The sequence below is a fragment of the Bacteroides sp. genome (assembly GCF_052357945.1).
Classification (GTDB): domain Bacteria; phylum Bacteroidota; class Bacteroidia; order Bacteroidales; family Bacteroidaceae; genus Bacteroides.
The window spans coordinates 39,053-61,646 of the sequence record NZ_DAWCXD010000011.1 but is presented as its reverse complement, the minus strand read 5'-3'; the positions used below and the strand labels follow the sequence as shown (position 1 = coordinate 61,646).

The window sequence follows — 22,594 nt, the reverse complement described above, 5'->3', positions numbered from 1 at the left end:
ACACTCATTAAAACCAAATGTAAAATGAAAAGATTCAGTAAATTAATGTCACTGCTTTTATTCGCAGCAGTCACACAGTACAGTTGCATCAATGATGCAGATGTTGTCATCACCGATGATACTCATTCAGAGTCAAATGGCAATCTCGCCTTGTTCTTCGAGATTCCAAACGTTGCTACCAGTCGAAGTGCCGAATCGTCCGGCGTTACCACCGAAGGTTCTAAAGAAGAATATGCGGTAAAGAGTCTCACTGTTTATCTATTTGACTCGACCACAAAAACGCTCAAAGATCAGCAGGAACTGAAAAACATCAACCGGACAGTTACGAGCGGTCAAAACATACAGTACACCGCCGACAAAATCACTGTAAATCCGGGAACTTATAACATCTTTGCCATAGCTAACGGAAAAGCAATCACAGGAAATATCAGCACACAAGAGGCTTTTCTGAATGCAGTTGATGCCGTAACTTACAGTGCAGGAAAAATTCCAAGCGTACCCGAAAACGGTTTCGTTATGACCAATCGTGGAGCTGCCAATCTGAACGTTGAAGTGAAGAAACCTACAGACTCCGATAAAGTGACTAGTGTATCCATCGGTCTTGAACGCGTGGTTGCCAAAGTTGAACTGACTCAAACACAAGAAACTTTCCCACTAACAGACCCATCCGGAAAGACCTACTGTACAATCAAACTGAACAATTTTAGAATGTTGAACTTGGCAACCCAGTTTTATACTTTCCGCCATACAGCAGTACTGAACAGTTTTCAGGAACCAGACTCATATACTGATGAAAACTTCGGTGATATCAACGACAACAATGGTTATGTTATCGATCCTTATTTCTTCAAGAAAACAGTGGAGAACGCCGGGGACTTTACAAACGCCGACGGTTTCTTTGCACAAGCTCTAGTACAGTTGGATATCAACGACGGCAACTGGGCAGGCATGGCTCAAGCTAACAGCTGGTCACATATCTACTGCCTGGAAAACTGTATGTTCCTTGACGCCCAACTGAATGCATACAGCACGGGAGTTATGTTCAAAGCCAACATGGATATTGCCCCCGACCGCGTTTTCAATGAAAATGGCGATGTAGTTAGCAATCAGTCCAACTGGCCGACTAATATGTTCTACTTCAATTACAACTTTTATACCAGCGTAGATGCAATCCGTAAACTAGTCCTTAATAATTTGCCGGACGACGTCACTGATAACTCGACAACAGAAGAGCTAGCTCGATATAGTATCAAACGTTTCAAGAAAACGGAAAACTACTCTTGTTATTACAATTACTGGATCAAACACCTTGATAATAATTCTCCGGAAATGGGTGTTATGGAATTCGGTATCGTACGCAACAATATATACAGATTGTCAGTCAACAAAATTGCAGGACTCGGTAGCGGCGAACCTTTCATCGACCCGGATCAGCCGGATGAATATAAAGCCGAACTAGACATCAATTTCAATGTTTTTCCGTGGGCCGTACGTAATCAAGGTATAGAACTTGAATAAGTATTGGCCACCCGAACTAAATTTATTATAAATGCGTCCATTTTTACTCTATATTATCAGTGCCATCGCCTTGTTCTCATCCTGCGACTGGGTGAACGACGACTTGTCAGACTGCCCTTCCGGGACTTGGCTGAAAATCTCGTATACCTATAATATACTAGATGTGGACGCTGCCTCCACACAAGTAAGCGACATTACCATCCTTGCTTTCGACAAAGATGATAAATATGTGGATCGAGTGGACGTAGACAGCATTACATTACATCAAGGCTACTGTATGGTAAGAGTGCCGTTTCCCGAAGGAACTTATCGTTTGCTTATATGGGGAGGGACATCCAACCACATGTACCAGCTCCCTAATCTCAAAGCTGGACAAACGGAACGAAGGTCCCTGAATATATCACTGGCATGCGATAATAAGAATCAGTCGAACAAGAAACTGAATGCACTCTTTTACAGTAGCCTTGAAAATATTACTATTAGTCAAAAGTATCAGGTTATTACCGCCAATTTAGTGAAAGATACTAATTATTTCTCATGCATTCTTCAAGATGAAGCAAATGCCCCTCTAAGCCAAGAGGACTTTTCCTTTACGCTGGAATCTGCCAACGGAATAATAGACTACACAAACACACCGGTCGGTACAACTCCAGTCTACTATCTTCCATACCAGAAGGAAGTGGCTGTAATGTCCGAGCAAACTCCGGTCATCCATGCGAGATTAAATACATTACGTATCATGAAAGGAGATCAGACAACCTTATCAATCAAACATATACCAAGCGGCCAGAACATTCTTCGTCTCCCACTCACTCAATATCTGTTGTTATCCAAAATCTACAATGATATAGGTGAAATGAGTGACCAGGAGTATCTCGACCGTCAGGACTCATATACGCTTTTGTTCTTTATCCAGCCATCAGATACCGGAATTCCGCAGATATGCCCAAGAATGCAAGTTAACGGATGGATTATACGCCTGAACAACTCCGAACTGGAGTCTTAAAAACGTGTGACGAAATAGTATGTAAACAATATTTGGGTGAGATGTATTTATAAAGGCTACTGCGAAGTACCCTAGTGGGTTCTTTTACCCTCTGCTCATGTAATGTTTCCCACTACATGTAGCGTCTTAATAAAACGATTTTTTCATGAAAATATCGTTTTATTAAAATTGTTTGTTTTGTTTGTGTTTAGTGCATTCTGCCCAAGCGAGGAAAGAATGCACTTTTTTTGTTACAAGAGAAATCACAAAAATAAGCAGTCTTTTTATTCCACTATAATATAATAAGGTAGATGGAAGAGAACACCTTCCAGTATTTTTCACTGGGGAGATTTTTTTTATAAAAACTGAGACCATTTATTTTATTGAATATCAATATAAAATAATGGGTACTTTGAAGAAAAATACATATTCAATGAAAAATTTCCTATAAATCATTTGTCAGTTTCAAAAAAGTTCCTACCTTTGCATCCGCAATCGAGAAACAAACACAGATTCGAGAAAGCAAAATGCAGAAATGCAACAACAGGATGGCCCGTTCGTCTATCGGTTAGGACGCAAGATTTTCATTCTTGAAAGGGGGGTTCGATTCCCCCACGGGCTACAAGTTAAAAGAATAAAGAACTAAAAAACAGATTAGTCGAGATGGCAAATCATAAATCATCACTAAAAAGAATCAGACAAGAAGAGACAAGAAGACTTCACAACAGATATTATGGCAAGACCATGAGAAACGCTGTTAGAAAGCTTCGTGCAACTACTGATAAAGCAGAAGCAGTTGCAATGTATCCAGGCATTACAAAGATGTTGGATAAGTTGGCTAAAGTGAACATCATTCACAAAAACAAAGCTAACAATCTGAAATCTAAGTTGGCTCTTTACATCAACAAGCTCGCTTAATAACAAGAATTTAACAATTCTATATAGCATCCAGGCTGAACTTTTAAGTTCGGCCTTTCTTGTTTATAACCAACTGAATATCAAACTTATCAAGAAAGCGGAGAATCAACCCGCATTCTTTATTTTTCAGTGATTATTCTTCGCCAAGTCGACAATTTTCACTATATTTGCTCTGTTATTAAAGTTAGAAAGGCAATTATGAGCGAAGAACAAATCACTCCCAATAACGGGTCTTATTCTGCGGATAGCATCCAGGTATTGGAAGGTCTTGAAGCAGTAAGAAAACGCCCTGCGATGTACATTGGTGACATCAGCGTCAAGGGACTTCACCATTTGGTATACGAAATCGTTGACAACTCTATCGACGAAGCATTGGCCGGCTATTGCGACCATATCGAAGTAACAATCAACGAAGACAATTCAATCACAGTACAGGACAACGGACGCGGTATTCCGGTGGACTATCACGAGAAAGAAAAGAAGTCGGCACTGGAAGTTGCCATGACCGTACTGCATGCCGGAGGTAAATTCGACAAGGGTTCTTACAAGGTATCCGGAGGTTTGCACGGTGTAGGTATGTCTTGCGTAAACGCGCTGTCTACCCACATGACTACGCAAGTATTCCGCGATGGTAAAATCTATCAGCAGGAGTATGAGATCGGTAAACCGCTTTACTCCGTAAAAGAAGTCGGTACAGCCGACATCACTGGAACCCGCCAACAATTCTGGCCGGATAATACCATCTTTACAGAAACGGTATACGATTACAAGATTCTGGCTTCACGTCTGCGCGAATTGGCTTATCTGAACGCTGGTCTCCGCATCACCCTGACGGACCGTCGGGTTGTGAACGAAGACGGAAGCTTCAAGGGTGAGCAGTTTTATTCAGAAGAAGGTTTGAGAGAGTTTGTACGTTTTATCGAGTCTTCACGCGAGCACTTGATTAACGACGTTATCTATCTGAACTCGGAAAAACAGGGAATTCCTATTGAAGTGGCTATCATGTACAATACCGGATTCTCCGAAAACGTTCACTCATACGTTAACAATATCAACACCATCGAAGGTGGTACACACTTGGCAGGTTTCCGTCGTGCGCTGACCCGTACGTTGAAGAAATATGCTGAAGACAGCAAAATGCTGGAAAAGGTGAAGGTTGAAATCTCGGGAGATGACTTCCGTGAAGGTTTGACCGCTGTTATTTCCGTAAAAGTAGCTGAGCCACAGTTTGAAGGACAGACTAAAACGAAGTTGGGTAACAACGAAGTGATGGGTGCTGTTGACCAGGCAGTAGGTGAAGTATTGGCATATTATTTGGAAGAACATCCGAAGGAAGCAAAAACGATTGTAGACAAAGTGATTCTCGCTGCTACCGCACGTCACGCAGCAAGAAAAGCCCGTGAAATGGTACAACGCAAGTCTCCGATGTCAGGAGGCGGTCTGCCGGGTAAATTGGCCGACTGTTCGGATAAGGACCCTTCAAAATGTGAATTATTCCTCGTCGAGGGAGATTCGGCAGGTGGCACTGCCAAGCAGGGACGTAACCGTATGTTCCAGGCTATCCTCCCATTACGGGGTAAGATTCTGAATGTGGAAAAAGCCATGTATCACAAGGCTTTGGAAAGTGATGAAATCCGCAATATCTACACAGCTCTCGGTGTAACTATCGGAACTGACGAAGACAGCAAGGAAGCCAACATACAGAAGTTGCGCTATCACAAGATTATCATTATGACCGATGCCGACGTCGATGGTTCTCACATCGACACACTGATTATGACGTTCTTCTTCCGTTATATGCCACAGATTATCCAGAATGGCTATTTGTATATCGCTACTCCCCCACTCTACCTCTGTAAAAAAGGTAAAGTAGAAGAGTATTGCTGGACAGATGCACAACGTCAGAAGTTTATTGACACTTACGGCGGCGGTTCGGAAAATGCAATTCATACACAGCGCTACAAAGGTTTGGGTGAAATGAACGCCCAGCAATTGTGGGAAACAACCATGGACCCCGAAAACCGTATGCTGAAACAAGTAAATATTGACAATGCTGCAGAAGCCGATTATATCTTCTCTATGCTGATGGGTGAAGATGTAGGACCACGCCGCGAGTTTATTGAAGAGAATGCAACGTATGCAAATATCGATACATAATTAAATAATTACGTTTTATAAACCAACCTCACATCTTACAACGAGGAAACGCCGATGGCGAAGGAACATCCTTCGATCGGCGTTTTTCTTTTGCCCAAAGGGGCTTTATGTTCGAACAGTTCAACTGCCTATCTCTTAATAAAAGCTAACAGTAGAAACGTTTTCCATACAAAATCACTATCTTGCATAAAAAGCAAAGAAAACATAACTATGAAAATGAAAACTACTGCTCCTAATCCGTTATTTGTAAAGATCAGGTTGTTTCTTATTGTATTGACTTCCTGCGTAATCGCCACTTGTATTTTCTTGATTATTATTCATCCGGAAGTATGGATGATACCGGCATGCGGAATTATTATCGCATTGTGTATTTTACTATATCAAGTATATTGCATACGCAAGAACCAGAAGAGAATTTAAATGTACTGTTGCTTTTTCAGTTCTTCGGCAACAGTAACCAATTCTTTGTACCATTCTTCACCGAACTTACGGATTAAAGGCTCTTTCAGAAACTGATATACGGGAAGATTCTCTTTTTTTCCCAGCAAAACCGCTGCTTTGCATACGTCCCAACGATGATAATTCACCGCTTTATAAGGTCCGTAATCCCCAATTCGGATAGGATAAAGATGGCAAGATACTGGTTTATGAAAATCAGTTTTACCTTCCCGATATGCTTTTTCAATAGCGCAATAGCAGCATCCTCTTTCATCATAACAGGTAAACACACAATCCTTATTATTTACAATTGAGGTTACCAAATCACCTTCTTCATCTGTATATACCACCCCTTGCTCCTCTATGATCGCACGAGCTTCGGGTGCCAGTTCATCCCAAATAATAGGCAATACTTCTTCCAGTTTCTCTACTTCATCCAGTTCCACAGGTGCACCCGCATCTCCTTCAATGCAACACTCCCCTTTACAAGCATCCAGGTTACAAAGAAACTTCTCCTGAAATACATCAAGAGACACTACTACATCACCAATCTGTATCATACTAAAAACTTATGTGAGACAAAAAGGGCGGAGTCCTACTCCGCCCTCCCAATTATAGAAATCTAAATTACTTAATCAAAACGTTTCCGTCCATTTCAGCCGGAACAGTCAATCCCATAATTTTCAGAATAGTCGGAGCAACATCTGCCAAACGACCATCTTCTACTTTCGCAGCTTTGTTCTCTGTTACATAAACACAAGGAACAGGATTCAAAGAGTGAGCAGTGTTCGGAGTACCGTCTTCGTTCAGAGCGTGGTCAGCATTACCATGATCGGCAATGATAATTGCTTCGTAATCCTGTGCTTTGGCAGCTTCGATTACATCTTTCACGCAAGCATCTACAGCAATAACAGCTTTCTCGATTGCTTCATAAATACCGGTATGCCCTACCATGTCACCATTAGCGAAGTTCACTACAATGAAATCATATTTGTTCTCGTTGATGGCAGCCACCAATTTGTCTTTTACTTCGAAAGCGCTCATTTCCGGCTTCAAGTCGTAAGTAGCCACTTTGGGAGAAGGAACAAGGATACGATCTTCTTTATCAAATGGAGTTTCACGTCCACCATTGAAGAAGAATGTTACGTGCGCATACTTTTCAGTTTCAGCGATATGAAGTTGACTTAAGCCTTTAGAAGCAAGATATTCGCCCAATGTATTAGATACATTATCTTTGTCGAACAGGATATGAACGCCCTTGAAAGAAGCATCGTACGGAGTCATACAGTAATATTGCAGCCCTGGGATGGTGTGCATACCAGCTTCCGGCATATCTTGTTGAGTCAATACAACAGTCAACTCTTTGGCACGGTCATTACGATAGTTGAAGAAGATAACGACATCACCTTCTTTGATTGTTCCATCGCAGTTGGCATTCACAATCGGTTTGATGAATTCATCTGTAACACCTGCATTATAAGACTCCTGCATAGCCTGAACCATATCAGTAGCTTTCTCACCTATGCCGTTTACAAGCAGGTCATAAGCTTCTTTTACACGTTCCCAACGTTTGTCACGGTCCATAGCGTAATAACGGCCAATGATAGAAGCAATCTTGCCTGCTGATTTCTCACAGTGTGCAGAAAGTTCTTCGATAAAGCCTTTACCGCTCTTCGGGTCAGTGTCACGACCATCCATGAAGCAGTGGATAAATGTATTGTCGATGTTATATTCTTTAGCGATATCGCAAAGTTTGAAGAGATGAACGAGTGAGCTGTGTACGCCACCGTTAGAAGTCAGCCCCATAAAGTGAACACTCTTTCCGTTTTCTTTTGCATAAGAGAAAGCTGAAACGACTTCAGGATTTTTCAGGATGCTATTGTCAGCACATGCACGATTGATTTTTACCAAATCCTGATAAACTACGCGTCCGGCACCGATATTCAAGTGACCTACTTCCGAGTTACCCATCTGCCCGTCGGGCAAACCTACGTTTTCACCGCTTGCCTGAAGTTGAGAGTGAGGATAAGTAGTCATCAGATAATCCCAGTAAGGAGTGGGAGTGTTGAAGATTACGTCGTCTTTCTTTTGGTCACCTAATCCCCAACCATCGAGGATCATTAAAAGGGCTTTCTTACTCATAATATTTCAATATTTAAATTATCACTCTGATTTTCGGGCGCAAAGGTACAAAAAAGATGGTTACGTAAACGTTTAATCTATGTTAAGTTACAGGGCAGAAGTGCACCAGGCTATGGATATTTTTCTTACTTTGTAAAATTACTTTCAAGCTGTTTATCGAAAAACATGATACAAAAGGTGGAACCTACTTCATTTTTCCGTACCTTTGCATCGCTTTTAAATTAAAATCATAGAAATATGGACGATTCAAACCCGCGAACGTGCACAACTAGTATTAATTAAAGCGAACAGAGTCATTGAAACCTGATGCCTCTGCTCGTGTCAAACAAACGAAAGGAGGCAATAAGATGAGAACGTATCTTTATTGTGAAGCCGGCTTTGTGGAAAAAGCTCAATGGCTTCCTAACAGCTGGGTAAATGTAGTATGCCCGAATAATGATGACTTTGAATTTCTAACTCAAACTCTCAACGTACCCGAATCATTTCTGAATGACATAGCCGATACGGACGAACGTCCGCGTACGGATACGGAAGGTAACTGGTTATTGACCATTCTTCGTATCCCTGTGCAGAACAAGCAGAACGGTAGCCTGCCCTTCGACACTGTACCGATTGGAATAATCACCAATAACGAGATTATTGTGTCCGTCTGTTATCACAACACTGATTTGTTACCGGATTTCATAGAGCATACCCGTCGAAAAGGGATTGTTGTACGCAACAAGTTGGATCTAATTTTTCGGATCATCTATTCTTCTGCTGTGTGGTTCCTGAAATACCTAAAGCAGATAAACATAGACATCAGCGCCGCAGAAAAGGAACTGGAACGAAGCATCCGCAACGAGGACCTGCTCCGGCTGATGAGACTGCAGAAAACATTGGTCTACTTCAATACTTCCATCCGTGGAAATGAAGTAATGATAGGAAAATTAAGGACTATTTTCCAGGATACGGATTATCTGGACACTGAACTAGTGGAAGATGTGATTATCGAATTGAAACAGGCACTTAACACGGTGAATATTTACAGTGACATTCTCACGGGAACGATGGATGCTTTTGCCTCCATTATCTCCAATAACGTGAATACAATCATGAAACGCATGACAAGTCTGTCCATCGTCCTGATGCTCCCGACATTGATTGCCAGTTTCTATGGTATGAATGTGGATATTCATCTGGAAGAGGTACCCTTTGCTTTCTCTTTGATCGTACTATTTTCCATCGGATTGTCAACTCTTGCGTTTGTGATATTCCGGAAGATAAAATGGTTCTAATACAAAAAACAGCTTACCATCTGTGATCCTTTAGAGGATTCTAAGACGGTAAGCTGTAAATTATACGTTTTTTATTCTATAGAGAATTAATTAAAAGAGAATGTTTAGAGAGAGAAATTAAAATATCTTATCCTTCTTTACTTGCTTTTCTTCCGCCCAACGGAATAGAAACTCCAACGAATCCGTTCACAGAGTTAGAGTTCTTGCCTAAGAACATATAGTCAGTTCCGACAAACAGAGGACCTAATTTCAGACCCAGACCGAAAGATTTACCGGCTGACTGGATAGCTGAGTAACTAAGTGCTACATTGAACCAGCTTTTCGGACGGTAGTTTGCAGAGAATGTTAATTCTGTAAGAGCATCAGGCTGTACAAAACGAGTGGTTGACAATACACCTACTGCTAATTTGTTATTGAAGAATCCATATTCTGCACCTAATACTAGGGTAGAAGCAAGACGAGATTTACGAGATTCTTTAGCATCACCTACTTCAAGCTGCAACATGTCATAGTCAAGTACATCACCATTTGTTACACGGTCCATATATCCTTGAGCGTCATTCTGCAACTGATTTACAGCGTTCATAACAGTATTCGGATTATTCGGATCAACCATATTTGCATAGGTACTTCCTTTAATATCAATCGGATCCGGATTAGCAGATGCAATCTTTGTACTTGATTTTGACCAAGAGATAAAACCTAAGTCAAGAACAGAAGCAGATACAGTCAGATTATCCAATATTTTATAAGAAGCTCCTAAATCGATACCAAAACCGTACCCAGCTATACCCAATTTACCGCTATCGAAATCAAAGTCAGTTACATAATCTTTACCCTCTTCTTCTTGCAATTCCAAGCCTTTGAAAGAACTTTTCAGTTCGGCACCAACAGTCAAGTTTGCATGATAGTTATTAAACTTATCCTTTAATTCTTGTGCTGCCTGTGCTGCCTGTGAAGGGGTCATAGAATTCCAATAGCTCTCACTTGACCACTGATTTATTTGTTGATCACTAGGTAAATTAGCGCTCATTGCAACTCTATTAAGTTTCAACTCCATGTTACCAATACCCAATAAAGCTTTCACTCTAGCACCAACTGTCAAACGGCTATTAATCTGACGTGAAAGTCCTAAACCAATTTCAGTATAAGCATTAATGTTCAATTGCTGACCACTAATATCATAGTTACTATTTCTCCAGTTTTCTTCAACTGTTTCCATCTCATTCAAGAAGGTAAACATATTCTTTGTCAGGTTAGCACCGATATCTGTACGAAGACCGATATTGAATGACCAAAAGTTTTTTCCTTTATACCATCCTGCAGAAAGAATTTCTGTACTGAAGTTCACATTCAATTTATTATTATCTTTCAGACGATTCATGAAATCCGGTTTGGTGTAGAAATCATCGCCATCATCAATAATATCAATGATATCCTGATAGCCTAACGAAGTAGAACCAACCGTTGCATTAACAGCACCGATCACTGGAAGGTTAAAGTAACCTTTAGTCGGTGTTAAAGCCGGATTCAGTTGTTGACGATAGTGAGTACCTTCCATGAAATAGGAAGTACGTAAAAACTGTGCATTTGCAGAAAGAGTGCAAACCAACATAATAAAAAATACCCCAATGAGCTTAGAAGACCATAATAGCTTGTTCGTTGCCATGATTTTAAACTTTTTAATTCTTATTATTGTTCGCAAAGATATAGCATTTCAATAACAAATAAAAGCACTAGGCAACACTTTTTTAGCCTAAACAGAACAATTTCACGGTTATCCGTAACAAAATCGTGCTTATTCTGCAAAAAAATGTAGAAAATGTGTGTAAAATGAAACAAAGCGACTTTAGAAGCTCAAAGTCAACTGGCCATCTCCCAACAGATTGAACGTCATGCGATGGTAGGGAGTAGTGCCACGTTCGGCAATGGCGGCACGATGTTTTTTAGTTGGATAACCTTTATTGTGGTCCCAGTCATAATATGGAAATTCTTCGTGAAGACGGTTCATATAATCGTCTCGATATGTTTTGGCTAAAATTGAAGCTGCTGCTATTGAAAGATATTTCCCGTCTCCTTTCACTACTGTAGTATGGGGAACACCGGGGTATTTAGTGAAACGATTACCGTCGATCAGTAAATGTTGGGGACGGGTGGACAACTGGTCCACTGCACGATGCATCGCCAGAAAAGAAGCCTGCAGGATATTTATTTCATCAATTTCTTCCGGTGACACAATACCAACCGCCCAAGCAATCGCTTCTTTCTCTATTACCTCACGTAATGCATAACGTTGCTTTTCCGTCAGTTGTTTGGAATCATTCAACAGTTCATTCTTAAAATCCTTCGGAAGAATAACCGCAGCAGCATATACCGCTCCCGCCAAACACCCACGACCGGCCTCATCACATCCGGCCTCAATCAGATTCTCGTTCAAATAAGGTAATAACATATTTATCGCTTCTATTTTGATACAAAGGTAATTCAAATTAAAAAAGGAGACTTGTTTTGTCTCCTTTTTCTTATTTCTCTTCTGCTTTTTTAGAATAAACTCCAGGCAACGGTAAGTCCTGCCATCACAATGGCGACCATGCTCATAAGCTTTATCAAAATATTCAAGCTCGGACCGGAGGTATCTTTAAACGGATCGCCTACTGTATCTCCTACTACGGTTGCTTTATGCACTTCACCGCCTTTTCCACCAAAGTTACCTTCTTCCACATATTTCTTTGCGTTATCCCATGCACCTCCGGCGTTAGCCATAAAGATAGCCAACACGAAACCACTACTCAAGCCACCAATCAGCAGACCGAGTACGCCGGGAACGCCAAAGATAAATCCTGTAAGAATCGGAGCAACAATAGCAATCAAGGAAGGAATAACCATCTCACGCTGCGCACCCTTTGTCGATATTTCAACACAACGTTCGTAATCCGGCTCGGCTTCTCCGGTCAGAATACCCTTTATGTCACGAAACTGGCGACGCACTTCGTCAACCATGTGTCCTGCCGCACGCCCTACTGCATTCATTGTCAAACCACAAAACAGGAAAGCCATCATTGAACCGAGGAACATGCCCGAAAGTACTTTCGGATTCATCAAGTGTACTTCGTAATAATCCATGAAGTCGATAAAAGTGGCATTTGCTACGCTGATAGAACTTCCATCTGCAAAAGTCAGGTCCACATTACCAAGACGTGTCAGACCGATTCGGATTTCTTCAATATAAGAAGCCAGCAAAGCCAGACCTGTCAGTGCAGCGGAACCGATTGCAAAACCTTTTCCCGTGGCGGCAGTTGTGTTACCCAATGAATCGAGCGCATCAGTACGTTTGCGAACTTCAGCACCCAGACCAGACATTTCCGCATTACCTCCCGCATTATCCGCAATCGGACCGTAAGCATCCGTTGCCAATGTGATACCTAAGGTAGAAAGCATACCAACAGCTGCAATACCGATGCCATACAATCCCATGCCTACATTACCGAAATCACCTGCGGAAGCCAACAGATAAGAAGCAATGATACCAATCACTACTGCAACTACAGGAATAGCTGTAGAAAGCATACCCAAACCAATACCGGAAATAATGACGGTAGCAGGGCCAGTCTTACCGCTTTCACTTAGTTTCTGGGTAGGACGATAAGATTGAGAAGTATAATATTCCGTAGAACGTCCGATGATAATACCTACTACCAGTCCGACTACTACGGCACAAGAAATCCAAATCCAGTTATCTAGTTGCAAGAGCCACAGGATTAAGAATGTAGCTGCAACAATAAGCACGGAACTAAGGTTCGTACCGAAAGCCAATGAACCGAGCAAGTCTTTCATGGTCGCATTCTCTTTAGTACGGACAGCGAATATCCCTATAATAGAAAGGATAATGCCAACAGCTGCAATCAACATCGGAGCAATAACTGCCTTGAATTGCATCACTGTATCTGCCGAATGGATAAAAGCAGCAGCACCCAGTGCAGCTGTTGCCAGAATCGAGCCACAGTAAGATTCATATAAATCGGCTCCCATACCGGCCACGTCACCTACATTGTCACCTACATTATCGGCAATAGTAGCAGGATTACGAGGGTCATCTTCCGGAATTCCGGCTTCTACTTTACCTACCAAGTCGGCTCCAACATCAGCTGCCTTCGTATAGATACCGCCACCTACACGGGCAAAGAGTGCTTGTGTAGAAGCACCCATACCGAAAGTCAGCATGGTAGTAGTAATCACACAGAGTTTATGAGTAGGTGTCAGCGCATCAGCAGGAATGACTGCATTCAACAACAGATACCAGAAAGATATATCGAGCAATCCCAGGCCAACTACAACTAATCCCATCACCGCGCCGCTTCGGAAAGCAATCCTCAACCCTGCATTCAGAGAATTACGGGCGGCATTAGCGGTACGAGCCGACGCATAAGTCGCCGTCTTCATCCCTAAAAATCCGGAAAGCCCGGAGAAAAATCCGCCTGTAAGAAAAGCAATGGGAACCCATGCGTTCTGTACATGAAAGCCGTAGGCCATAATTGAAAACAAAATAACCAACCCCAAGAATACCCAGCCTACTATTTTGTATTGCTGTTTCAGATAAGACATAGCTCCTTTGCGCACAGCAGCAGCTATCTTTATCATTTGGGGTGTACCTTCGCTCTCTTTCATCATTTGCTTATGAAAGTAATAAGCAAAGCAGAGGGCTAACACGGAAGCGACTGGAACCAGCCAGAAAAGAATGTTGTCCATAGGATCAATTTTTAAAGGGTTTACGGAGGCTAAAAGTATGGAAATCAAATGAAATAAGCAAGTAAAAAAGAAAGAATTTATAAAGCTGAATTATTCTATCTTTTATACATCTCTTTAAACAAAATGGGCACACTGTAGTTATTTACTTCATTCCCTCATTTCTATACGGTTTTGAAATAAGTCAAGTCATAAAAAAATAAGCTGAAATATAATCCCAGCGAGCATTTACTAGAGTATTAAGAGATTATATTTCGGTTCATTTCTGTACCGAAAGGAGCTAAAACCTGTTCACCCCCCCCATAATAAAATAACGAATAATAGTCTATAGTTACTACCCCTCTGCCATTCTCTGCTTATTTTGTTGGGCAAACTCTGTAGGAGTAACTCCGAATTGCTTCTGAAATATCTTTGCGAAATAAGAAGGCGACTGAAAACCTACTCTGTCAGAGATTTCGTTGATGCGCAATTCGCCCTCCTGCAATAGCTCTGCCGCACGTTTTAATCGGATGATACGGATAAAGTCGAGTGAAGAAAGATCGGTCAGCGCCTTAATCTTACGATGCAGGCTGGAGCGGGACATATTCATGGCTGCAGCCAATGCTTCCACATTATAATTGGCGTTGGAAAGATTCTCACGCACTTTGGCTATCAGTTGGGACATCAGTTGTTCATCAGCCCGTGACATCGCACCCCCTTGCGGAGTGCAAGCTCCGTAAGTGATCTGATTAATAAACATCTCATGCGTACGATGGGATTCACGCTCACGCGCCAGTTCTGCCAATAATTGCTGCTCACGGATCTTTTGTACTTCCCGGCGGCGATAGGCGCGAAGAGTCAAAACAAAGCTGCCGGACACTACAATGATATAGATAAGGTAAGCCCACACTGTACGCCACCAAGGTGGAAGGATACGCACTGATAAAGTAGCTTCTTCCTGATTCCAGACACCATTATTATTACTGCCCCGCACACGGAACAGGTAGTCTCCCGGCGGGAGCTGGGCATAAGACGCTGTATGCACATCAGATGTATAATTCCAGTCATTATCTATCCCTTCCATTTTGTAAGCATAGCGATTTGCACCCGGTGAGGTATAACTTAAAGCAACAAAATCAAAGCTGACATTAGAACGGTAAGGCAGTTGCACACCATCCGCCGTGAAAGGAGTTTCACGTCCCTGCACGTACATTCCGGTGATATAGACTGGAGGCACAAAAGTATTCGGGTGGACAATTTGTGGATTAAAAGAGACCAATCCATTGATAGTTCCCATCCAAATAGTACCATCAGAGGCAGCCAAGGCCGATTTATAGTTAAACTGGTTATCAGGTAACCCGTCATTTCGGTTGAAAACTTGCAGGCTGTCTGTTTCCGGATAAAGACAAACCAGTCCACGGTCTGTTCCGAACCAGATACGATGTTGCCGGTCTTCCACGACTTTATATGTTACGTTGTCCGGAAGCCCGTCCTCTTTGGTGTATGTCCTGAATCTTCCGGTTTCGGGGTTAAAACGCAACAATCCGCCCCGGTCTGTAGAAAACCAGATAAAGCCTTTACTATCCTCCGAAATACCTGTCACTTCATTCGTTCCGATAGAAGTGCTATCCTCCGGTATACATTTATAGCTGACCATCTGATCTGTCTGCGGATGATACCGGAATATTCCACTGCCCATCGTTGCCACCCATATATTGCCGGATTTATCTTCGAGAATATCACGCATATAAGCATACCCGAATTGCTCCATTTTCTCAAAAGTCTGTCCTTTGTCGGCCGAACGGAAGATGTTCCAGCCATCACCCAACCAGATTGCTCCCCCACGATCGCGGTAAAGGACAAACACGGAACCTTCACTGATACCAAGTTGTGCGGGATAGAACGTCTGAACCTGATCTTGAGAAACAATCAGGTCGATGCCCCCTTTAAAGTAACCTGCGCCAACCAAATCATCCGAAGCGAACAGGCTTAATACATTCTGACGGTCAGGCGACTGGGGAATTTTAGTGAAAGTCTGTGTTCCCGGATTCCAGTAGCAAACACCGCCATCCTGCGTACTGACCCACACCACTCCGTCTTTTCCTTCCGCCAATTCACTGATGCGTCGTCCGCTGACTGTACCGGGCGCTCCCGGAAGATAAACCGAAAAATCGAGCGTACGTACAGGCAGATAGCTGGCTCCTCCAAATTGCGTACAGATCCAGGTTCCCCCTTCACGATCACGATAAATCTTATCGACGATAGCATCTCCAAGCCCATACTTTCCTCCGGCATCGGCAGGAATATGTTGCACACTGTTGTGTTTCTCATTAATCACATAAACGCCATTCTGCGTACCCACCCACAGCTCATCTCCGAAGCGAACAGCGTAGCGGATAATTTTTCGATGTACTTCGGGTGCAGGGAATATACTCACTTCTCCGGTCTTTTTGTTGAACCGTTTCAGTTCCTCTTCATGCACTCCGACAATCAGCTCATCGCCATAATCACACAGAGTAAAGATGAAATCCCCTTTAAGTGCTTCTGTTGCATAGGGCACAAACTTATCCTGCTCCGGACTGTAACGGTAGATTCCCGCTCCATACGTACCCACCCAGACCGTACCTTCTTTATCTACGCAGATAGACTGCGGAAAGTCCTTGCTTTTATCCTTACTGGGACAGGGAATATAGCGGAACAGTTTACCCGTCTCCACCTGATAGCGGAAAACTCCCTGATTCGGCGCATTCACCCAGATATTTCCCGAATGATCTGCCAGAATATCTTCAATCCAGTTGTATCTGATTTGCTCTCCGCTCTCTGTGCGGGCATCAAAGAACGAAAACTTCCCGGTAGCAAGCTCCTGAATATAAACACCATCATCCGTACCTACCCATAATTGACGGTGATTATCCTCAAAAAGAGCGGATATGACCTGATTGCCATGCTGCAAAGTTTCGTCATAGCAGTTATAAAGCTTCATCGACACGCCGTCATAACGATTAAGACCGTTGCGCGTACCCAGCCAGATAAAACCGTAACTATCTTGAATAATGGACTTGACATGACTGTTCGAAAGACCGCTTCCTCCATCTACACGGATAAAGTTATACTGTCCCGTCGCGGCAAAATCCGGAAGGAAAAAACAAATAGAAAGGAGAAAAAGCAGCAATTTCCTTTTCATACACAGATATTAGATAGCGACAAATATAGTTTTTTTTACGCTAAATGCATAGGAAGGATGAAACATTTGTTGCACGGATGGCAATAAATGTCGCACTGCAAAGGGCTATCGCACACTTGAAACATCTCTTGCACATCTTGACAAAAAAGAGTATAGCCACTTGTTTCTCCTCCTCCTATCTTTGCCTTCGTCAAAATGACACAACCGATGTGAACTTCCAAATCTTTAAATGAATACAAGTGATGAAAAAAGTAACCTTTAGTTGCCTTACTCTAGCAACCCTGTTGCAACTGATTCCTTCCAACGGGAATGCAGCGAACATTCAGGTGAACAAGAAAAAGACGAACCGAATCGAAATGAAGCAGGATACGATTCCTGCCAACTCTACTAAAAAAGAATCAGAAGAAGGCGAACGCAATGTGATGCTGAATGCTTCTGACGCCAACAAACCCCGCGAAATTCAAATCGGACTTCCCAGCGAGGACGTTAATGTCTATGAGAATGGACTTCCTGCCGTATATTCCTCTACCGTTCACAAACTTGCCACCCATTGGCGTAGCGACAGCAGCCTGGGAGAAGTAGGACTTTTATCTCCTTCCGAATCGGCCATCACGACCGGTAATATTGCTTACTCCGTCAACTCATTCAGCAAACTGGGACAAAAGGATTTCCAAGGTATATTAAACTACCGCACCAATCATTTCGGTATGCAGAACTTCGACTTCAATGTTTCAGGAGCCATCAATGACCAATGGCTTTACACGGCAAGCATCTACCAGAACTTCGACCCGGGAAGTTTCGACCTGAAATTTACGAACTATGCAGACCGCACAGAGATTTATCATGCCGGCCTGACACGTCTCTTCAACAACGGACGCGGCAAAATATCTTTGCTCTACAAACACTCCCGCAGTGAGAATCCGGCCAGCTATGCCAATGCAGCTCCTTTTATCTATGTCGGCGACGGCTCGGTTAAAGAGATAGACGGTTTCAAACTGGGAACAAATTCTTATGTTCCGCAGAACGGTTCTTTCCCATACATGGACGTAAGAGACGGAAAGATGAAAATATGGAACTTGGGCGATGGTTCTGAAAACCGTGCCAATGAGATTGCATTAATCTCCGATTATCGTTTCAGGAACGATCTGCTATGGAAATTCAATCTGAAATATATGGATGCTCCACGTACCAACTATGTCGACTTCGGAGGCAGCACCATCAGCGAAGTAACCGCCAACGATGGTTTTACGTTATCAAACGGTGATCCGTATGAGGGACTGGCAGAAGGTCGCCGCACCTGGTTGCACGTAGGCAAAGTGAAAAACTTCCTAATCACTTCCGAGTTGAACAAGACCTTTGGCAACCATGATCTACGTCTGGGAGTGAACGAATGGTATTACCATCTTGATTATTATTCCTCTTCTCTGCAATGGATGGCTACCGTACAGAACTATCCACAGTTGCTGACTTCCACAACTACAAGTTCTCTGGACCCCACTCTGACCGGTCAGCGCGTACAGACATACGGATACAACGAACTTAGTCCCGAATATACAAAGGGATATGAGAACAAACTCGCCCTTTACTTTACAGACAACTGGCAAGTAACTCCCCAATTCAATATCTATTATGGCGGACGCCTGGAATATTACCGGATGAGTGCCGATCAAATATCCGCTTCCCGTTTCCCGGGTTTCCACATCGGCGACTTTACCACTTATAGCAAAGAGGAAGAAACAGGAAATATCATTGCCACACAACGCAGCATTCATCCCGCCAAAGTGGTAAAGGATAAACTGAACTATGCCGCCACGCTCCGCGCCACTTACAACGTAACCGGACAATTCGGCCTGACTGCCGACGGAACAGTAGCCACCCGCTTCCCACGCATCAACGAATATGCCGGAACAGGTCCTACGGAAGAGCAATACAAACGTGTCACCATACCGTTAATCCGTGGCGGTTTGTTCTACAAAAACAAGTGGATCAACCTCACCTCTATGGTTACCTATATCTCCAAATCCAATAATATTGACCAGCAAAACCTGACGAAACCGGGAACGGAAGAAGGAAAGACCGTATTGCTTATTTATAATATCAAAACACTGGGATGGACCACATCTGCCGAAATCGACCCGTTCAAAGGTTTTCACCTGCACGCTCTGTTCACGTATCAGAAACCTGTTTACAAGAACTATAATGCAAGCGTCACATTCAACGACGGTTCGGAAATGTCTGTCAACGCCAATGGGATGATTGTAAAAGAGATTCCGCAGATTCTTGTCGAACTCGACCCAAGCTATAATATCACGAAGGACTTACGTCTTTGGCTTAGTTTCCGTTATTTCGGCAAGACTTACGCCAATCTCCAGGAAGCCCTCTATTTCAACGGTCGCTGGGAAACTTTCGGGGGGATCAACTGGAACGTAAACAAGCATCTTTCTTTGGGGGCAACAGTCATCAACTTCCTGAATCAGAAAGGGGCCAGCGGAACCATCAACGGTTCGGAACTGATTACCAAAGAAGAAGCTGCCCAGTATGCCGGCAACTATATGAGTGGAAATTATTTACGCCCATTTACCGTAGAATTTAGCGCAAGCATTAAATTCTAGTTCATTCCTGACGAATTATAATTATCTTTGCGGCATTCTATGCCCACAAACTAACTAATACCTAATTAATTATTAAAAAACCATGAAGAAACTTTTCGTATTACTTATGGCATTGTTTACCCTGGCGCAAGTGGACGCCCAGGAAAAGAACGTTATCCGCATCGCAACGGACAACACAGACTTAATTCTCCAAGTAGCTCCTAACGGACGACTCTATCAGGCTTATCTGGGCGATAAGTTACTGAATGAGAAAGACATCAACAACTTTTCTCCTTACGTAAAAGGAGGAAGTGACGGTAGCGTATCCACCCGCGGATGGGAAGTATATCCGGGCTCCGGCGCCGAAGATTATTTTGAACCGGCTGTAGCTATCACGCACAATGACGGGAACCCGAGTACGATTCTCCGCTATATATCCTCCGAGCAGAAGGCAGTGGCGGGCGGAACGGAAACGATTATTCAACTAAAAGATAATCAGTATCCGGTAGAAGTCACACTACATTACATCGCTTATCCGAAAGAAAACGTCATCAAGACGTGGAGCGAAATCAAACATGCTGAAAAGAAGCCTGTGACCTTATGGCGTTATGCTTCCACCATGCTTTATTTCTCCGGAAACGAATATTACCTGACAGAATTCAGCAGCGATTGGGCAAAAGAAGCACAAATGAGCACACAACCTCTGTTGTTCGGTAAAAAGGTGATCGACACCAAACTGGGAAGCCGTGCTGCCATGCACACCCACCCGTTCTTTGAGCTTGGTTTTGAACAACCGGCACAGGAAGCGCAGGGACGTGCCATGCTAGGTACTATCGGATGGACAGGAAACTTCCAGTTCACTTTCGAAGTGGACAACGTAGGTAATCTCCGTGTAATCCCCGCCATCAATCCTTATGCATCTGATTATGAACTGAAGCCGAATGAAGTGTTTACAACTCCTGAATTCATCTTTACTTTCAGCAACAACGGTACGGGCGAAGCCAGCCGCAACCTTCACGCATGGGCACGCAACTATCAGCTGAAAGACGGACAAGGCGACCGTATGACTTTATTAAACAACTGGGAAAATACTTACTTCAAATTCAATGAGGAACTGCTTGCCGAACTGATGAAGGAAGCTAAACACCTTGGTGTAGATATGTTCCTGCTGGATGACGGCTGGTTTGGCAACAAGCATCCACGCAACAGTGACAATGCCGGACTGGGTGACTGGGAAGTGATGAGATCCAAACTGCCGGGCGGTATTCCTGCCCTTGTACAGTCTGCCAAAGAAGCCGGAGTGAAATTTGGTATCTGGATTGAACCGGAAATGGTTAACCCTAAAAGTGAGTTGTTCGAAAAGCATCCCGACTGGGCTATCCAACTGCCTAACCGCGAAACATATTATTACCGTAATCAGCTGGTACTCGATCTTAGCAATCCGAAAGTACAGGACTTTGTATATGGTGTAGTGGATAAGATCCTGACAGAGAATCCGGAAGTGGCTTTCTTTAAATGGGACTGTAACTCTCCAATTACAAATGTTTATTCTCCATATTTAAAAAATAAACAGGGACAGCTTTATATCGACCATGTACGTGGTATATACAATGTATTGAAACGTATCAAAGACAAATATCCGAACGTGCCAATGATGCTCTGCTCCGGCGGTGGCGCCCGTTGCGACTACGAAGCTCTGAAATATTACACAGAATTCTGGTGCAGCGACAACACAGACCCGATAGAACGTCTGTTTATCCAGTGGGGATTCTCACAAATCTTCCCGGCAAAAGCCATGTGTGCACACGTAACCAGCTGGAACAAGAACACAAGCGTGAAGTTCCGTACGGATGTGGCAAGTATGTGCAAACTGGGCTTTGACCTTGGACTGAAGGAACTGAATGCAGACGAACAGACTTACTGCCAGAACGCAGTTGCCAACTGGACGCGTCTGAAAAAAGTGATTCTGGACGGCGATCAATACAGATTGGTTTCTCCCTACGATGGCAATCACATGTCTCTCATGTATACCTCACCGGATAAGAACAAAGCTGTGCTTTATACCTACGATATCCACCCACGTTTCGGTGAGAAACTGCTCCCGGTAAAACTTCAGGGACTGGATGCGAAGAAAATGTATAAGGTGAAAGAAATCAACCTGATGCCGAATTCCAAATCGAATCTGGCTGCCAATGAGAAAACTTATTCAGGAGATTATCTGATGAAAGTGGGAATCAATGCTTTCACAACAAATCAGGCTTTCAGCCGCGTAATTGAGCTGACTGCCGAGTAAAAAGGAAGGAAGTTATCAATAAAAAAGGGGATTCGCTGTTATCAGCGTTTCCCCTTTCTTTTTACATACAATAATATTCAATTCATCTTCAATCGCAACAGCTGTTTCAATGGTTACAACTATTTTATTAGACGGAGGAAGTCTCTAAAAAAGTTGCAGCTACACCGTAACTTTTTACGATATAGCTGCATTAATGTTAAAGAGAGAGAATTTATATAATATAAGCATGGTCTCACGACCCTCCTGATATTCAATGAACATTTTGTTTCTTTACCTATTAGACGCACGAAAACTCAAATCACTGCACTCGAGGCCCTCTTTTTTTAGTTAAAGAATAAAAAAAGCCGCTACTCCACAGGAATAGCAGCT

Annotated in this window: 13 protein-coding genes and 1 tRNA gene; 8 read left to right on the top strand and 6 right to left on the bottom strand. The window is 42.9% G+C overall.

Translation table 11 applies throughout. The annotated features are described in order from the left end of the window. Positions 1 to 24: 24 nt before the first annotated feature. The 5 genes from ACT8YW_RS04735 (at position 25) to gyrB (ending at position 5,578) form a co-directional block, all read left to right on the top strand. Entirely contained in the window at positions 25 to 1,518 is a 1,494-nt protein-coding gene (locus ACT8YW_RS04735; protein ID WP_444104173.1) for an Mfa1 family fimbria major subunit, read from the top strand. A 31-nt stretch (positions 1,519 to 1,549) separates the two neighbouring features. Beyond that, entirely contained in the window at positions 1,550 to 2,524 is a 975-nt protein-coding gene (locus ACT8YW_RS04730; protein ID WP_444104172.1) for a FimB/Mfa2 family fimbrial subunit, read from the top strand. 529 nt (positions 2,525 to 3,053) lie between these two features. Next, positions 3,054 to 3,125 (top strand) — tRNA-Glu (locus tag ACT8YW_RS04725). A gap of 41 nt (positions 3,126 to 3,166) precedes the next feature. After that, positions 3,167 to 3,421, top strand: a complete 255-nt coding sequence (rpsT, locus tag ACT8YW_RS04720; RefSeq protein WP_004309474.1) for a 30S ribosomal protein S20 — start codon at positions 3,167 to 3,169, stop codon at positions 3,419 to 3,421. 198 nt (positions 3,422 to 3,619) lie between these two features. Continuing rightward, positions 3,620 to 5,578 carry a DNA topoisomerase (ATP-hydrolyzing) subunit B gene (gyrB, locus tag ACT8YW_RS04715; RefSeq protein WP_004298236.1) on the top strand — a complete coding sequence of 653 codons (1,959 nt, stop codon included), beginning with the start codon at positions 3,620 to 3,622 and terminating at the stop codon, positions 5,576 to 5,578. A 416-nt stretch (positions 5,579 to 5,994) separates the two neighbouring features. Here gyrB and ACT8YW_RS04710 read toward each other — a convergent pair whose 3' ends face one another. Both ACT8YW_RS04710 and gpmI read right to left on the bottom strand, forming a co-directional pair. Next, complete coding sequence (locus tag ACT8YW_RS04710; protein WP_444104171.1) at positions 5,995 to 6,576, bottom strand: DUF3109 family protein; 582 nt, start codon at positions 6,574 to 6,576, stop codon at positions 5,995 to 5,997. Between the two features lie 67 nt (positions 6,577 to 6,643). Then, positions 6,644 to 8,158, bottom strand: a complete 1,515-nt coding sequence (gene gpmI, locus ACT8YW_RS04705; protein WP_444104170.1) for a 2,3-bisphosphoglycerate-independent phosphoglycerate mutase — start codon at positions 8,156 to 8,158, stop codon at positions 6,644 to 6,646. Positions 8,159 to 8,505: 347 nt separating this feature from the next. Between gpmI and ACT8YW_RS04700 the strand changes: the two genes are divergently transcribed. After that, positions 8,506 to 9,435 carry a magnesium transporter CorA family protein gene (locus ACT8YW_RS04700; protein WP_008776058.1) on the top strand — a complete coding sequence of 310 codons (930 nt, stop codon included), beginning with the start codon at positions 8,506 to 8,508 and terminating at the stop codon, positions 9,433 to 9,435. Positions 9,436 to 9,562: 127 nt separating this feature from the next. On the opposite strand, the gene ACT8YW_RS04695 is transcribed toward ACT8YW_RS04700, so the two are convergent. The 4 genes from ACT8YW_RS04695 to ACT8YW_RS04680 all read right to left on the bottom strand — a co-directional run bounded on the left by ACT8YW_RS04695 (position 9,563) and on the right by ACT8YW_RS04680 (position 17,341). Further along, positions 9,563 to 11,104 carry a DUF5723 family protein gene (locus ACT8YW_RS04695; RefSeq protein ID WP_444104169.1) on the bottom strand — a complete coding sequence of 514 codons (1,542 nt, stop codon included), beginning with the start codon at positions 11,102 to 11,104 and terminating at the stop codon, positions 9,563 to 9,565. A gap of 180 nt (positions 11,105 to 11,284) precedes the next feature. Further along, complete coding sequence (locus ACT8YW_RS04690) at positions 11,285 to 11,887, bottom strand: ribonuclease HII (protein WP_444104168.1); 603 nt, start codon at positions 11,885 to 11,887, stop codon at positions 11,285 to 11,287. A gap of 89 nt (positions 11,888 to 11,976) precedes the next feature. Then, the gene (locus ACT8YW_RS04685; protein ID WP_008998147.1) at positions 11,977 to 14,181 is read right to left on the bottom strand and encodes a sodium-translocating pyrophosphatase; all 2,205 of its coding nucleotides are present in this window, start codon (positions 14,179 to 14,181) and stop codon (positions 11,977 to 11,979) included. A gap of 331 nt (positions 14,182 to 14,512) precedes the next feature. Further along, positions 14,513 to 17,341: a two-component regulator propeller domain-containing protein gene (locus ACT8YW_RS04680; RefSeq protein WP_444104167.1), complete on the bottom strand. Its 2,829-nt coding sequence runs from the start codon at positions 17,339 to 17,341 to the stop codon at positions 14,513 to 14,515. Positions 17,342 to 17,583: 242 nt separating this feature from the next. Between ACT8YW_RS04680 and ACT8YW_RS04675 the strand changes: the two genes are divergently transcribed. Together ACT8YW_RS04675 and ACT8YW_RS04670 are read left to right on the top strand one after the other, a co-directional pair. Then, the gene (locus tag ACT8YW_RS04675; RefSeq protein ID WP_444104166.1) at positions 17,584 to 19,953 is read left to right on the top strand and encodes a TonB-dependent receptor; all 2,370 of its coding nucleotides are present in this window, start codon (positions 17,584 to 17,586) and stop codon (positions 19,951 to 19,953) included. An 82-nt stretch (positions 19,954 to 20,035) separates the two neighbouring features. Continuing rightward, positions 20,036 to 22,225 carry an alpha-galactosidase gene (locus tag ACT8YW_RS04670; protein ID WP_444104165.1) on the top strand — a complete coding sequence of 730 codons (2,190 nt, stop codon included), beginning with the start codon at positions 20,036 to 20,038 and terminating at the stop codon, positions 22,223 to 22,225. Positions 22,226 to 22,594 lie beyond the last annotated feature (369 nt).

Coding starts and splice junctions, on each gene's coding strand:
- ACT8YW_RS04680 (WP_444104167.1), bottom strand. CDS start 17,341: ATGAAAAGGAAATTGCTGCTTTTTCTCCTTTCTATTTGTTTTTTCCTT.
- gpmI (WP_444104170.1), bottom strand. CDS start 8,158: ATGAGTAAGAAAGCCCTTTTAATGATCCTCGATGGTTGGGGATTAGGT.
- ACT8YW_RS04710 (WP_444104171.1), bottom strand. CDS start 6,576: ATGATACAGATTGGTGATGTAGTAGTGTCTCTTGATGTATTTCAGGAG.
- rpsT (WP_004309474.1), top strand. CDS start 3,167: ATGGCAAATCATAAATCATCACTAAAAAGAATCAGACAAGAAGAGACA.
- ACT8YW_RS04670 (WP_444104165.1), top strand. CDS start 20,036: ATGAAGAAACTTTTCGTATTACTTATGGCATTGTTTACCCTGGCGCAA.
- ACT8YW_RS04700 (WP_008776058.1), top strand. CDS start 8,506: ATGAGAACGTATCTTTATTGTGAAGCCGGCTTTGTGGAAAAAGCTCAA.
- ACT8YW_RS04735 (WP_444104173.1), top strand. CDS start 25: ATGAAAAGATTCAGTAAATTAATGTCACTGCTTTTATTCGCAGCAGTC.
- ACT8YW_RS04730 (WP_444104172.1), top strand. CDS start 1,550: ATGCGTCCATTTTTACTCTATATTATCAGTGCCATCGCCTTGTTCTCA.
- ACT8YW_RS04695 (WP_444104169.1), bottom strand. CDS start 11,104: ATGGCAACGAACAAGCTATTATGGTCTTCTAAGCTCATTGGGGTATTT.
- gyrB (WP_004298236.1), top strand. CDS start 3,620: ATGAGCGAAGAACAAATCACTCCCAATAACGGGTCTTATTCTGCGGAT.
- ACT8YW_RS04675 (WP_444104166.1), top strand. CDS start 17,584: ATGAAAAAAGTAACCTTTAGTTGCCTTACTCTAGCAACCCTGTTGCAA.
- ACT8YW_RS04685 (WP_008998147.1), bottom strand. CDS start 14,181: ATGGACAACATTCTTTTCTGGCTGGTTCCAGTCGCTTCCGTGTTAGCC.
- ACT8YW_RS04690 (WP_444104168.1), bottom strand. CDS start 11,887: ATGTTATTACCTTATTTGAACGAGAATCTGATTGAGGCCGGATGTGAT.